Origin of the sequence: Sinorhizobium sp. CCBAU 05631 (genome assembly GCF_002288505.1) — a bacterium.
Taxonomy (GTDB): domain Bacteria; phylum Pseudomonadota; class Alphaproteobacteria; order Rhizobiales; family Rhizobiaceae; genus Sinorhizobium; species Sinorhizobium fredii_C.
This window is the reverse complement of sequence record NZ_CP023063.1, coordinates 721,828-735,172: the sequence shown is the minus strand read 5'-3', so window position 1 is coordinate 735,172 and position 13,345 is coordinate 721,828. Positions and strand designations below refer to the sequence as shown.

At 63.8% G+C, this 13,345-nt stretch carries 16 protein-coding genes; 5 read left to right on the top strand and 11 right to left on the bottom strand.

Annotation, left to right across the window (positions count from 1 at the left end; all coding sequences use genetic code 11):
- Positions 1–44: 44 nt before the first annotated feature.
- The 8 genes from SS05631_RS03530 to feuN all read right to left on the bottom strand — a co-directional run bounded on the left by SS05631_RS03530 (position 45) and on the right by feuN (position 7,190).
- Positions 45–500: a cytochrome c-type biogenesis protein gene (locus tag SS05631_RS03530; protein ID WP_037413599.1), complete on the bottom strand. Its 456-nt coding sequence runs from the start codon at positions 498–500 to the stop codon at positions 45–47.
- Positions 497–2,482: a heme lyase CcmF/NrfE family subunit gene (locus SS05631_RS03525; protein WP_037413597.1), complete on the bottom strand. Its 1,986-nt coding sequence runs from the start codon at positions 2,480–2,482 to the stop codon at positions 497–499. The genes SS05631_RS03530 and SS05631_RS03525 overlap by 4 nt, the downstream gene beginning before the upstream one ends.
- Positions 2,479–2,931 carry a cytochrome c maturation protein CcmE gene (gene ccmE, locus SS05631_RS03520; protein ID WP_037413594.1) on the bottom strand — a complete coding sequence of 151 codons (453 nt, stop codon included), beginning with the start codon at positions 2,929–2,931 and terminating at the stop codon, positions 2,479–2,481. Before ccmE ends, SS05631_RS03525 begins: the two co-directional genes overlap by 4 nt.
- Positions 2,928–4,067, bottom strand: a complete 1,140-nt coding sequence (ccmI, locus tag SS05631_RS03515; protein WP_037413584.1) for a c-type cytochrome biogenesis protein CcmI — start codon at positions 4,065–4,067, stop codon at positions 2,928–2,930. The genes ccmE and ccmI overlap by 4 nt, the downstream gene beginning before the upstream one ends.
- Positions 4,068–4,199: 132 nt before the next feature.
- A complete protein-coding gene (locus SS05631_RS03510) occupies positions 4,200–4,640 on the bottom strand; it encodes a membrane protein (protein WP_037413581.1) in 441 nt (146 codons plus the stop codon).
- A 211-nt stretch (positions 4,641–4,851) separates the two neighbouring features.
- On the bottom strand, positions 4,852–6,237 hold the full coding sequence (locus SS05631_RS03505) for a HAMP domain-containing sensor histidine kinase (protein WP_037413579.1): 1,386 nt from the start codon (positions 6,235–6,237) through the stop codon (positions 4,852–4,854).
- Complete coding sequence (feuP, locus tag SS05631_RS03500) at positions 6,227–6,898, bottom strand: two-component system response regulator FeuP (RefSeq protein ID WP_014327722.1); 672 nt, start codon at positions 6,896–6,898, stop codon at positions 6,227–6,229. The genes SS05631_RS03505 and feuP overlap by 11 nt, the downstream gene beginning before the upstream one ends.
- A gap of 40 nt (positions 6,899–6,938) precedes the next feature.
- On the bottom strand, positions 6,939–7,190 hold the full coding sequence (gene feuN / locus SS05631_RS03495) for a two-component system FeuPQ modulator FeuN (RefSeq protein ID WP_037379546.1): 252 nt from the start codon (positions 7,188–7,190) through the stop codon (positions 6,939–6,941).
- Positions 7,191–7,812: 622 nt separating this feature from the next.
- Between feuN and SS05631_RS31290 the strand changes: the two genes are divergently transcribed.
- Together SS05631_RS31290 and SS05631_RS03485 are read left to right on the top strand one after the other, a co-directional pair.
- The gene (locus SS05631_RS31290; protein WP_162843174.1) at positions 7,813–7,953 is read left to right on the top strand and encodes a hypothetical protein; all 141 of its coding nucleotides are present in this window, start codon (positions 7,813–7,815) and stop codon (positions 7,951–7,953) included.
- Between the two features lie 126 nt (positions 7,954–8,079).
- Complete coding sequence (locus SS05631_RS03485; RefSeq protein WP_037413576.1) at positions 8,080–8,415, top strand: MmcQ/YjbR family DNA-binding protein; 336 nt, start codon at positions 8,080–8,082, stop codon at positions 8,413–8,415.
- A 6-nt stretch (positions 8,416–8,421) separates the two neighbouring features.
- On the opposite strand, the gene SS05631_RS03480 is transcribed toward SS05631_RS03485, so the two are convergent.
- Positions 8,422–8,889 (bottom strand): YcgN family cysteine cluster protein, encoded by a 468-nt coding sequence (locus tag SS05631_RS03480; RefSeq protein WP_037413573.1) that lies wholly within the window; start codon positions 8,887–8,889, stop codon positions 8,422–8,424.
- Positions 8,890–9,040: 151 nt separating this feature from the next.
- On the opposite strand from SS05631_RS03480, the gene SS05631_RS03475 reads away from it, so the two are divergent.
- The 3 genes from SS05631_RS03475 (at position 9,041) to SS05631_RS03465 (ending at position 12,468) form a co-directional block, all read left to right on the top strand.
- Complete coding sequence (locus SS05631_RS03475; RefSeq protein ID WP_037413571.1) at positions 9,041–11,242, top strand: transglycosylase domain-containing protein; 2,202 nt, start codon at positions 9,041–9,043, stop codon at positions 11,240–11,242.
- A 97-nt stretch (positions 11,243–11,339) separates the two neighbouring features.
- Positions 11,340–11,927 carry a DUF1214 domain-containing protein gene (locus SS05631_RS03470; RefSeq protein ID WP_037413569.1) on the top strand — a complete coding sequence of 196 codons (588 nt, stop codon included), beginning with the start codon at positions 11,340–11,342 and terminating at the stop codon, positions 11,925–11,927.
- Positions 11,920–12,468 carry a membrane protein gene (locus tag SS05631_RS03465; RefSeq protein WP_037413564.1) on the top strand — a complete coding sequence of 183 codons (549 nt, stop codon included), beginning with the start codon at positions 11,920–11,922 and terminating at the stop codon, positions 12,466–12,468. The genes SS05631_RS03470 and SS05631_RS03465 overlap by 8 nt, the downstream gene beginning before the upstream one ends.
- An 88-nt stretch (positions 12,469–12,556) precedes the next feature.
- On the opposite strand, the gene SS05631_RS03460 is transcribed toward SS05631_RS03465, so the two are convergent.
- Positions 12,557–12,727, bottom strand: a complete 171-nt coding sequence (locus SS05631_RS03460; protein WP_172900164.1) for a hypothetical protein — start codon at positions 12,725–12,727, stop codon at positions 12,557–12,559.
- 287 nt (positions 12,728–13,014) lie between these two features.
- Positions 13,015–13,299: a hypothetical protein gene (locus SS05631_RS03455; RefSeq protein ID WP_037413560.1), complete on the bottom strand. Its 285-nt coding sequence runs from the start codon at positions 13,297–13,299 to the stop codon at positions 13,015–13,017.
- Positions 13,300–13,345 lie beyond the last annotated feature (46 nt).

Sequence of the window (13,345 nt, the reverse complement as noted above, 5' to 3'; positions counted from 1 at the left end):
GTATGATATTGCCGTTGGAACTGCCACCGGCAGTCGGCGGCTCCCTACGGGCCAAGCAGCTTGTCGAGCTCTTCCTTTTCATCCTTGGAAAGCGGCGCACCAGCTGGGCGCGTGCCGCGCCGGTGCGCGGCGACGACCAGCGTGACCGCACCAAGGACGAGCAGCACGACCGGCATGCCCCAGAGGACCAGTGTCTTCGCCTCGAAGCGGGGTTTCAGCAACACGAACTCCCCGTAGCGCGAGACCACATAGGCGATCACCGCCTCGTCACTGTCCCCGTTCTCGAGCCGCTCGCGCACGAGCACTCGCAGATCCTTGGCGAGTTCGGCATTGGAATCGTCGATCGACTGGTTCTGGCAGACCATGCAGCGAAGCTTGGCGGAGATTTCCCGGGCGCGCGCTTCGAGCGCCGGATCGGCAAGCACCTCGTCCGGATTGACGGCGAAGGCCGGCGCAACCGAAACAATACAGAGGAAGAGCGCGGCGAGGACGCGGATCATTCGACGGCTCCTGCGGCAAGCCTCGCCGTCCTGGCGCGCGACGGAGCACCCACCCTCAGGCGACGGTCGCTCAAGGAAACGATTCCGCCCGCCATCATGACGAGAGCGCCGCCCCAGATGCAGAGGATCAGCGGCTTCCACCAGATGCGCACGACGATGCCGCCGCCGGTCATCTCGTCGCCCAGCGAAACATAGAGCTGGCTGAGGCCGAAGGTCCTGATGCCGGCCTCCGTCGTCGGCATGCGGCGCGCCGAATAGAGGCGCTTGGACGACCAGATCTCGGTTACCTTCACGCCGCCGCGGCTGACGGTGAAGTGGCCGGTGTCCTCGGTATAGTTCGGCCCGCGACCCTCGCGCATGCCATCGAAGCGTATGCTATAGCCGCCGGCATCGACGAGCATTCCGGGCTTCATCTCGACGACGGTCTCCGTCTCATAGGCCGTCACGGCGACGATGCCGATCAGCGTGACGCCGAGGCCGATATGGGCAAGCGCCGTGCCATAGGCCGAGCGCGGCAGGCCAAGGAACCGCCGCAAGGCCACGCGGCCCGCCACCTTGCCCAGGCCCGAGCGAAGCGCGACATCGGTGATCGAACCGACAATCAGGTAGACCCCAAGCCCGATGCCGAGGACGGCGAGAACGGGACCGCCATTCCTGGCATAGTAGACCGCGGCGGCGAAGAGCAGGCCGGCGCCGACGGCGGCGAAGAGCCGCTGGGCGGCGGCCAAGAGGTCGCCGCGTTTCCAGGCAAGCAGCGGCCCGAAGGGAACCGCAAACAGCAAGGGGAGCATCAACAGGCCGAAGGTCATGTTGAAGAACGGCGCGCCGACCGAAATCTTGTCGCCGGTGAGCGCCTCGAGCACCAGCGGATAGAGCGTGCCGGTGAGAACCGTTGCCGTCGCCGTCGTTAAGATCAGATTGTTGAGGACGAGCGCGCCTTCGCGCGAGATCGGCGCAAACAGTCCGCCGGACTTGAGGTGGGAGGCCCGGAAGGCGAAGAGCGACAGGGCGCCACCGATGAACACGATGAGGATCACCAGGATGAAGACGCCGCGCGTCGGATCGGTAGCGAAGGCGTGAACCGAGGTCAGCACGCCCGAGCGCACCAGGAACGTGCCGAGCAGCGACAGCGAGAAGGTGAGGATCGCTAGGAGCACGGTCCAGATCTTCAGCGCCTCACGCTTTTCCATGACCAGCGCCGAGTGCAGGAGCGCCGTTCCGGCCAGCCAAGGCATGAAGGAAGCGTTCTCGACCGGATCCCAGAACCACCAGCCGCCCCAGCCGAGTTCGTAATAGGCCCAGTAGGAGCCCATGGCGATGCCCGCGGTCAGGAACGTCCAGGCGGTCAGCGCCCAAGGCCTGACCCAGCGCGCCCAGGCGGCATCGATCCGCCCCTCGATCAGCGCTGCGATCGCGAAGGAAAAGCAGACGGAAAAGCCGACATAGCCGAGATAGAGCAAGGGCGGATGAATGGCGAGGCCGATGTCCTGCAGCACCGGATTCAAGTCCCGGCCTTCCCCCGGAGCCGGGACGAGGCGGGCGAAGGGATTGGACGTCAGCAGGATGAAGAGCGTGAAGGCGGCGGCGATCCAGGCCTGGACCGCCAACACATTCGCCTTCAGACTTTCGGGCAGGTTGCGGCCGAAGCTTGCCACCAGGGCGGAAAAGAAGACGAGGATCAGCAGCCAGAGGAGCATGGAGCCCTCGTGATTGCCCCAGACGCCGGAGATCTTGTAGATCAGGGGCTTCATCGAATGCGAGTTTTCCCAGACGTTCCTGACGGAGAAGTCGGAGGTCACATAGGCGAAGGTCAGCACCGCAAAGGAGAAGGCGACGAGCAGGAAGGAGACGATCGCGGCACTGCCCGCGAGGTCGACCAGAGCCCGATCGCCGCGCCGCACGGCGAGGAGCGGCAGCACCGACTGGATGAGCGCGGTCGCGAGCGCCAGCACCAGCGCATAATGTCCGAGCTCGATGATCATTGAATGTTTTCCTTCCCGCCGAGCGTGACGCCCTGAGCCTTCAGGCGGTCGGCCACGTCCTTCGGCATGTAGGTCTCGTCATGCTTGGCAAGCACCGTATCGGCAACGAAAACTGAACTTCCAGCGGCGAAGCTCCCCTCCGCCACGACACCCTGGCCCTCGCGAAAGAGGTCCGGAAGTATGCCTGTGTAGGTCACCGGCACCGTCGCGAGCGTGTCGGTGACGCTGAAGGTGACGGTCTTGCCGTCGCCGCGCTTGACCGAGCCCGCTTCCACCAGCCCGCCGAGGCGGATGCGCGTGCCCGGCGCGAGATCCGCCTTGGCAAGGTCGCCGGGGACATAGAAATAAGCCACGGCCTGGCTGAAGGCGAACATGACCAGAAGGACGGCGGCCGTCAGGAAGCCGACCCCGCCGCCGATGATCGCCAGGCGTTTCTGCTTACGCGTCATTCTTTCGCTCCGCCGCCATCGATGCCGAGTTCGCGCCCGAGAGCCAGCAATTGCTGGCCCTCATCGCCGCTGGCCGGAAAGGCCTGCAAGCCGTCGCGTAGAGCATTCTCGGCCTTATCTCTTTGATCGAGGACAACATAGGCCCGGATCAGCCGCATCCAGCCCTCGAAGTTGTCGGGGTCTTCCTTCAGCCGGCCGGCGAGACCGTCGACCATGCCGCGGATCATCTCCTGACGATCGCCGGCGCTCATTCCCTCGGCGGCGGCGATATCCTCGGAGGTCGGGTTTCCCGGCGCTGCACCGCCGGCAACGGGCGTGTCGGCGGAGAGCTCGGCGATATGCTGGTTGACGAGCGGCAACCACGGCGCCCCCGCGGGCGACGTGTCGGCAAGCTTGCGGAAGGCCGCGAGCGCGTCGCCGCGCCTTCCCTCCTGCTTGAGGCCGAGGGCGAGATAGAACTCCGAGCGCGGATCATTGGCATCGAGAGCCAGCGCCTTCTTCAGGGCATCCTGCGCCGCTGCCGTCACAAGGCCGCCGGACTGCACGATGAGGGCCTCTGCATAGCCGCCAAACCTGGCTGCCGTCGGCCCGAGCAGGCGGAGGGCGCGGTCATAGGCGGCAACCGCGTCGTCGACGCGGCCGTTGCGCATGTAGATCGGCGCAAGCAGGTCCCACCCTGCCCCGTCGTCCGGGTTGAGGGCCAGGTGATTTTCCGCCTTGGCGATCAGGATGTTGACGTCTTCACCGGGATTGGCGAGCCGCGCCGCAAGCGGCTGCGCCGGCACGCCGGGATTGCCCGTCGTTAAGTAAAGACAGAGCCCGACGGTCGGCAGACAGAGGAGGATGAACACCTGCGCCAGGCGTTTCGAGCCAAGCCGCCTGGACGCCGCAGTGGAGGTGTCGGCGGCGTGGGCGGCGATCAGGCGGCGGCCGATTTCGGCCCTGGCGAGTTCCGCGTCTTCGTCGCTGATCAGCCCGGCCTCACGGTCCCGCGTCAGTTCCTCGAGCTGGTCGCGGTAGACCTCGATGTCATGGCTGTGAGGAGACGGGAGGGGCGGCGCCGCCCGCATCAGCGGGAGGACAAGTGCGACAGCTACAGCCGCCGTCAAGATGGCGACGAGGATCCAGAACAACATGGATGCGAAATACTATGAGGCTCCCGGCTTTCCAACTCGAAAACCGAGAATGACGGAGATTTGAGGCGTTTCGCCGCAAGCCGTGCCGGTCCTGCAAGGCAGTCCGCCTACGGGCAACGCGCCGCGTCCGGCTCAGGTCAGCGGCGACCAGGTGCCATTGCTGTTGCGGCATGCAGCACCACGGGCCGTCGAGGACTGACCCTTCACGACCACCGTGTGGCTGTACTGACGGCAATTCTGTGAGCCGACCTGATAGGGGGCGGCAGCAACAACCGAGCCGCTGACGCCGCGGCCTTCCCATGCCACGGGCTGGCCGCCGGGAGCCGCCTCGAGCGCACGATACTCCGCCTCGAGTGCGCGCTGCCGGTCGGATTTGCCGAGGTCGATCGTGCCGAGGCGCGCGATGACGCCGCCTTGCAGGGCCTCGATATAGGCGGCCGATGACGCTCCACCCGCACCCAGACTCGCAACGGCCACGCCCCCGCGCTGACCGCCCGAAGTCCCGCAGCCGGCAAGAGCGACGGTCGACGCGACGACCACGATTCTGCCGCTCAAGGCGACGGCTCGCCCCATATCTGCGTTAATCCTCATGATACGCGACAACTTAACCCTCGTTGACCGGTTGCCGCCCGCGATCCGATCGATCGCGTCAAGCGGCGGCGCTTTCGATTTTCTTTTTGCACCCCCAGCCTCGCTAGGCAACCGCGCGCCGTGGACGACGGGGTATTTTCGACTGCCGGTGTGACCGTCGGATCACGGCTTGAACGGAGGCACCCCACTCCCGCTAGACGGCCGCCGGCAGAACGAGTTTGGCCCTCAAGCCTCCCTCCTCGCGTCGGCTGAGTTCGACGCTGCCCTGATATTCGCCGACGATTTCGCTGACGATCGACAGTCCCAGGCCGGTGCCGGGCTTGCTTTCGTCGAGCCGCTTGCCGCGCTTCATCGCCAAAGCGATCTGATCCGGATCAAGCCCGGGGCCGTCATCGTCGATCTTGAGCACGATCCATTCGCGGCCGGACTCCTTGCTGCGCTCCTGGTCGGTGGCGGGCTCGACGCTGAGGACGACGTGATCCCGTGCGTAGCGCGCGGCATTTTCGAGCAGGTTGCCGACGGTTTCCTCGACATCCTGCTGTTCCATGGCCAGCACCAGCCCCGGCGGAATGATCGACAGGCTGAACTGTTTTTCCGGATTGAGCCGCCGCATCACCCGGACGATCCTTTCCAGAGCCGGCTGAGCCTCGGTCCTCGCCAGAATGGAACCGCGCTGCGCCGCAATGCGGGCACGGCTGAGATAGGACTGGACCTGCGTCTGCATCGCGTCGGCCTGGGTCCTGATCAGTTCGCCGTGGGGGACCTCGAGAACCCGCGCTTCGTTGAGCAGCACGGCGATGGGGGTCTTCAGAGAGTGGGCGAGATTGCCGACCTGCATGCGCGCGCGTTCGATGATGCGGCGGTTGCTGTCGATCAACGCATTCACCTCGTTGGCAAGCGGCTGAATCTCGCGCGGAAAGGCACCGTCCAGGCGCTCGCTCTGGCCCGTACGGATTTTTTCGAGCGAGCGGCGCACCTGGTCCAGCGGCCTGAGGCCGAAGAGAATGGTCAAGGCGTTCACCCCGAGCCCGCCGAGACCGAATATGGAGAGCGCGATCGTCAGGTTGCGGGTGAAGCGGTCGATGTCCGCCTCCAGGACGTCGCGGTTTCCGGCAACCCGGAAACGCGCCGTATGCCCCTGGATGTCGAGCACGACTTCCGTCTCGGCCACCTCGACCTCGTTTCCGAACGGATCCTCGGTGGTGTAGAAGCGCTCGTAGCGGATGTCGAAGGGAACCTCGTCGACGCTGACAATCGGCAATTTGGCGGATCCGAGAGACGTCGACAGCAAGGGCGGCGTGTCGAATTCGCCGATCGGCTCGACGATCCAGTACCAACCGGTCTGCGGCTGGGAAAAGCGGAGGTCGCCGAGTTGCGGGCTGCCGGTCAGGGCTGCCTTCTCGTCGACCGAGATGGAGTTGATGACGTTATAAAGCTGGGCGCGCAAGAGGTCCTGGAAGCCGCGTTCGGAGCCCTGCCGGTAGAGCGCCGAGATCACCACTCCGATCACGACGAGGGCGACGACGGCCCAGACGGTCGAAACCGCCAGAACGCGCGCCGTAAGGGATCTAATGGCCATTGCCGGGTGCTTGCATCCGATATCCGAGACCACGCACCGTCTCGATCAGGTCGTTGCCGATCTTCTTCCGGAGCCGGCCGATGAAGACCTCGATCGTATTGGAATCGCGGTCGAAGTCCTGATCATACATGTGCTCGACAAGTTCCGTGCGAGAAACTACCTGCCCCATGTGATGCATGAGGTAGGAGAGCAGCCGGAATTCGTGCGAAGTCAGCTTCAGCGCAACACCGCCGACCGTCGCCTTCGAGCCTTTCGTGTCGAGGCGGACCGGGCCGCAGACGATTTCGGAACTCGCATGCCCGGCGGCGCGGCGGATCAGCGCCCGGATGCGGGCGAGCACCTCCTGGACGTGGAAGGGCTTCGCAACATAATCGTCGGCGCCGGCATCGATCCCCGCCACCTTGTCGCTCCAGCGATCGCGAGCGGTCAAGATCAGCACCGGCATCGTCTTGCCGTCCGCCCGCCACTTTTCCAGCGCCGTGATGCCGTCCATTTCCGGAAGGCCGATGTCCAGAATGATCGCGTCATAGGGCTCCGCATCGCCGAGATAGTGGCCCTCCTCGCCGTCATAGGCCTGGTCGACGACGTAACCGGCTTCCTTCAGCGCTTCGGCGAGCTGCCTGTTCAGATTGACGTCGTCCTCGACTATCAGGATGCGCATCTTGCTCTTACTTCCCTTCGCTGACGGGCGCTGCCGATGCCTACATCGGCACCTTGACCGTCACCTTCTTCGGCCGCCCGCCATTGCCCGGGATTAGCACGGTCACGACGCACTTGCCATCGGCTGTCGGCTGGGCGGAGAGCAATTCGCCGCCTGTCTCCGCCACGACTTGCGCCGCCGCGGCGCTGCAGTCACCCGCCACGCGAACAACAACCCTAGGCACGTCAACGGCAGGCAGCGAAAAACCTGCGAGGCCTGCGGCGAGCGCGACTATGGTCACTGATGAAGACATGAACGCACTTTCGACTTGGGAAGATCATGGCGACTTGGGAAGATCATGGCAAAATCATTAGCCGATGGAGGCTGAATGGCAAATGAATGTCGGCCGCCGGGTCCCGCGGCATCGCGCAGCAGGCATCGGCACTACAGACCCTAAAATCCACCGGAAATTGCAATGCCCGCGCAGCCGCGGCGCCCCCATCAGCGATCCGTTAAGACCTTTGCGTCACACTCTTGGGAGGACGGCAGGCCGTACTGAAGACGTGCGCCGAACTCCGGCTCGGCAGCGCCGTTTCGCGAGTCGGCCCGAATCCCTTGCGGCGTTTTCTTCAGAATTCGATTCCGGTTCTTCGGACGCCTCGTGAGAGAGCTCGGAAGGCGAATGCGGACAAGCTCGCAAATCTTTGGAGCAGCCTGCCTTTTTGGCTCTCAAATGGTTCTTCGGCCGATAGTTTCAAAAGCCAACGCGATTGTGAAGGCATCCGCGCCGGGAGGCACGAGCGGCTGTGGACGAGCGCGAAGTTAATCGATTTAAAGATTTTTCAATCGTTTAAATAGTTTAAGCCCCTGATTTACAAAGTATTTGCCATATGAAATGGTCCGCCTGACCCAACCGTCTTGCACAGGAGGACCGGATGCAGACACTCGCGAAGAAGCCGCTCGTAGCGCCGCAATCCAGGATTCCGCAATCGCTGCTCGATCGTTTCGAAAGCGAATGGCGCGAAATGCGTGTGGCCAGCGAAACTGCTCAGAAGCCCGTTCCGCCTGCAGAATAGCGCTCGCGCTCGGCGATCATTCGCCTCGATATAGCAGTCCCCACCCCATCACAGCATCGTCTCGCGCCCGCCCCAACGGCGGGCGCGGGTTTTTGTCAATTGGCGATTTCGTGCTACTCTTTTCGGATGCTAACCGAAGAGATCGAAAAGCTGGCGCTCAGCCTCCCCGGGACGCAGGAAAACGCCCATTTCGGCACGCGCGACTTCCGCGTGGGCAAGCGCATATTCATGACCCTGCCGGAAGCGGGGCGTGCCGTCTTCAAGCTGACCCCCGATCAACAGCGCATGCTGCTCGAAATGGAACCCGGCGTCTGTGCCGCCGTGCCCGGCGGATGGGGCGCCCGCGGCTGGACGTCGCTTTATTTCGTCGAGGCCGACGAGGAGCTCATTCGCCAATCGCTGGAGACCGCCTGGAGAAATGCCGCCCCGAAGAGCCTTGTCCGGAGAAACGGCGGCCACTGACGACAACTACTCGGCCGGTTCCAGTCCGACTTCAAGGGGCCAAGTAACCAGATAGTCTTCGTAATCTTCGATGTCGATGCCGTCCTCGGCGATGGTGCGCCCGCGCACCGAGATGCCGGCCGCGTGGACCGTTTCCGGATCGCCCGAGACGAGCGGGTGCCACCAGTACAAATCCCTTCCCTCGGCAACCAGCCGATAGCCGCAGGTCGGCGGCAGCCAGCTGATCTCCCGCACCGCCTTCGGCGTCAGTTGGACACAGTCGGGAACCGTCGCCTGCCGATTGTCGTAGTCCTTGCAGCGGCAGTTCTCGCCATCGAGCAGCGTGCAGCGGATCGAGGTCCAGGCGATCTCGCCCGTGTCCCAATCCTCCAGCTTGTTGAGACAACAGAGTCCGCAGCCGTCGCAGAGGCTTTCCCATTCGGCGTTGGTCATCTCGTCCAGGGTTTTCGTTGTCCAGAAAGGCATTTCGCCCATTGCGTCACACTTTCGTCACTTCCACGCCAACATCGGAAGTTTGCAGAAAATTGCCGGTTTTTTAAGGCCGACGGCGCGATATGCAAGTAGATTGGAACGTCGCGCCGTGCAAATATCATAAGGTGGCAGAAAGCTTCGGGACAGGAAAACCGTGCAGGACCCGCTAAAAGACGAAAACCGGCCGAAGAAGCGACACATCTTTCTGCGGATCGATTCCTGGATCGATTCCACCGTGTGGAATGCCGGGTTTCGCCTGGCGGAGTGGTGGGAGGACACCACCATCTTCTTTCGCCGCTTTCGTCTGCGCGGCTGGAAAAGAGCGGTTTTCGACGTCCTCGGCGAAGGGATGACCTGGGGCACGGCCGGCTCCGTGCTGATGCTTGCGCTGGCGCTCCCGGCCTTCGAGGAGACCAAGGGCAACTGGCGGGCGCAAAGCGATTTCGCCGTGACCTTTCTCGACCGCTATGGCAACGAAATCGGCCATCGCGGCATCATCCATGAGGATTCGGTTCCGATCGACGAGCTGCCGGATCACCTGATTAAGGCGGTCCTGGCGACGGAGGACCGTCGTTTCTTCGACCACTGGGGGATCGACTTCCTCGGCCTCTCGCGGGCCATGACGGAGAACGCCCGCGCCGGCGGCGTGGTCCAGGGCGGCTCGACGCTGACGCAGCAGCTTGCCAAGAACCTGTTCCTCACCAACGAGCGGACGATCGAGCGCAAGATCAAGGAAGCATTCCTCGCCGTCTGGCTCGAGTCCAATCTGTCGAAGAAGGAAATCCTCCGCCTCTACCTCGACCGCGCCTATATGGGCGGCGGCACCTTCGGCGCTGCGGCGGCGGCTCAGTTCTATTTCGGCAAGTCGATCACCGACATCGATCTCGCCGAGTCCGCCATGCTGGCCGGGCTGTTCAAGGCGCCGGCGCGATACGCGCCGCATGTCAACCTGCCGGCGGCACGCGCCCGCGCCAACGAGGTGCTGTCCAACCTCGTCCAGGGCGGGCTGATGACGGAGGGCCAGGTGCTCGCCGCCCGCCTCAATCCGGCGACCGTCATCGATCGCGCCCAGGTCAAGGCACCGGACTTCTTCCTCGACTGGGCCTTCGAGGAGGTCCAGCGCATCGCCGCCCCCTTCGCACAGCATTCGCTGATCGTCAGGACGACGATCGACATGGGGCTGCAGCAGGCGGCCGAAGATTCGGTCGAATCGAGCCTCCGGCAATATGGCGAGAGCTACAAGGTGAAGCAGGGCGCCCTGGTCATGATCGAAAACGGCGGTGCGTTGCGCGCTATGGTCGGCGGCCGCGACTACGGCGAGAGCCAGTTCAATCGCGCCACCCGGGCGCTTCGCCAGCCCGGCTCGTCCTTCAAGGTCTATACCTATGCGGCAGCGATGGAGAAGGGCATGACGCCCGAGACGGTGGTCGTCGACGCGCCGATCACCTGGCGCGGCTGGTCGCCGCAGAACTACGCCCGAAAATATGCGGGCCGGGTCACGCTGATGAATGCGCTGGCGAGATCGATCAATACCGTTCCGGTGCGCCTCGCCAAGGACAAGCTCGGCACGGAGATCATCGCCCAAACAGCCAAGAGAATGGGCGTCGAAACGCCGATCCGCACAGACAAGACCATGCCGCTTGGGACGTCGGAGGTGACCGTGCTCGACCAGGCAACCGCCTATGCCGTGTTTCCCGCCGGCGGATTGGAATCCCGCCGCCACGGCATCAGCCAGATTCTGAATTACGACGGCGATATCCTCTACGACTTCGGCCGCGACGCGCCGCCGGCTCGACGGGTCCTGAGCGAGCAGGCCACCTTGTCGATGAACAGAATACTCACCCAGATCCCGGTCATCGGCACCGGCCGCAGGGCCGCGTTGAGCAACGGGCTCGTGACAGGCGGCAAGACGGGAACGACGCAAGCCTATCGCGATGCCTGGTTCGTAGGCTTCACCGGCGATTACACGACGGCGGTCTGGTTCGGCAATGACGACTACACCTCCACCGAGGAAATGACCGGCGGCTCCCTGCCGGCGATGACCTTCAAGCGGCTGATGGATTACGCCGAACAGGGCATCGAACATCGCGCAATCCCGGGCATCGATGCTCCGCCGGCCGAAACGCCGAAGGAGCCGGAGGCCGCCGCTGAGCCGGATGAGAACGCCTTGCCGCCGCTTGTCCGGCCGCGCTCCCTGTCTGCCGACGTGACCCGGCTCTTGAAGTCGATCGGCAATACGTTCGAGCAGGCGCCACCGCTTAAGCCCAAGGAAAAAGACGGCGGCCGGGTTGCAGCGCTCGAGGGGCCTGAGGGAACGCCAGCCACGCCTCGGGTGACAAATGCCGCGAAGAATTGACTTCGCCACGACAAGTCCGTTTTCTGGCGGCCTGCAGCGCCGCACAATCGACTCACTGCCGGCAGGATAAACAAGACATCATTCGATAGAGCCCCCCTTGTTCCGCGTTCCCCTCCTCGTCGCCCTTGCACTTCTCGTCGCCTTCGGCGGCGGCATTACCTCAGCCATATGGGCGCTGAAGGCGACCGTCGGCTTCGGATCGATCGCAATCGGCCCTTGGGTGGCCTTCCCCGAGGCGCAGACCGTCGCGGCCGACCCTTATGCAAAGGCGCACCGCGCCCGGGTCGGGGAACTGCTCTATGGCGGTGCGGAAGGCTTAAAGTTCACGGCTGCCACCGACGATAGCGGTGCGCGCCTATCGGCCGCATGCTCCTATGACATTTCCGGGATCACACCGCCCGCCCGGTTCTGGACGCTTCACACGGCGAACACCGACGGTGCGACGCTGCGACCGGGCTCCGATCTACCTTCGGCGATCAATTCGTGGACGGTGCTGCGCGCCAAGGACAGCAGTTTCGTCATTCACGTCTCGCCGGTCGCCCAGCCGGACAATTGGCTCGCCATCCGCCACACGGGAAATTTTCAGCTCGTGCTGACGTTGCTCGATACACCGACGGCCGGCTCCTCCGGACTGATCGACCTCGCAATGCCGAAGATCGTCAAGACGGGGTGCGGAAATGCGTAGGGCCCTGTTCGCGTTTCTCGTCGGGCTGGTCGGTGCCGCGCTCCTGCATATCGTCCTCGTCCTCGCCCTGCCGCGGTTCACCGGCCGCGACGCCTATACGCGCGTCCTCGGTCTTCTCGAGATGGACAGTTTCTTTCCGCTCACCGCCGAGCCGGGCTCGACCGGACTGGACAATAGCGACCCGTTTCTGCGCACCGCCGTCTGCAGCTTCTCGATCGCGGACGCGCCGGCGCGTTTCATTGCGCGCGGTGCCGTGCCGTTCTGGTCGCTGTCGATCTTCGACAGCGGCTCGAACGAAGTCTTCAGCATGAACGACCAGACCGCCGTCAATGGGGATCTCGATCTCGTCGTCGCCACACCGATCCAGCTCGTGGAGCTTCGCAAGACGCCCCCGGAGGCGCTCGCCCAGTCGATCATGATCGAGATGAAGGATGAGGAGGGCTACGCGGTCCTGCGCGCCCTGGCGCCGCTCGACAGTTTCGAGGAGCAGGTCCGCGAATTCCTCACCGATTCGAGTTGCGCGCCGTTCCGACGCCAGTGACGAGTGTATAGGGGGAATTAGAGAGGCGAACGAGCCACGCAGCGATGTCAGCGGACCCGCGGCATCAGAGCCGATCACGCCGGACCGGCTACTGCTTCTTGACCTGCCGCCCTGTCGGAGCGCTTGGCTGCGGGCCGCGCCCGTCGAGCCGCTCGTAACGGATGCCCGTGAAGAACAGCACTTTGGCACTGCCCGCGGTGACGGGACGCCTCCGCGGCATCTTTACCTTGCGGTCCTGCAATCTGATTACGTCTGCCATGCTCGTCTCCATACTTGCATGAGACGGATGAACACAGATTTCACCCTGCCCGATGGCGGGCTGGCGCATTCCCGACATCCCCGGGCAGACGCGCCGTTCTCAACTCACTCCTTCTTCCGGTCACCCGGATCTCGTCCGTTTCAATGCAAATCAGATGCGAACCAATAATAGCCCGCCTCCTCGGATTGAGCCATAGCCCGATTAACCATTTCTTAATCCAGACCACGTCGCCTTAACCAAGTGCAATTGCCATTTCTGGTGGTATTTTAGTTCGCGCCGAAATGCCTTCAGCGTCTCGCGAAGAGGCCGACCAGGAAGGCTACTCCCGCAACGGTCAGCAGCGTCGAGATCGGATCGTCGCGGACACGCTCCCTGAGCCGTTCCGTCATCAGTTCCGCTTCCCCCTGCACGACCGCCTTGGCACCGCTGCCGATAGCCGAAACCGTTTCCGTCAGGCGCACGATCTCCGCTCTCAACTCAGCGACGTGGGCCTGCAATTCCATCTGTGTGTCGGCCGCGGTCTTTTCCGTTTCCATATCGGCGCCCACCGCTGCCAGCTTCTTTTCCGCCATTGTCTCCGCTCCTTACCTTTCGCGCGAAATCAACGCGTCGAACAGG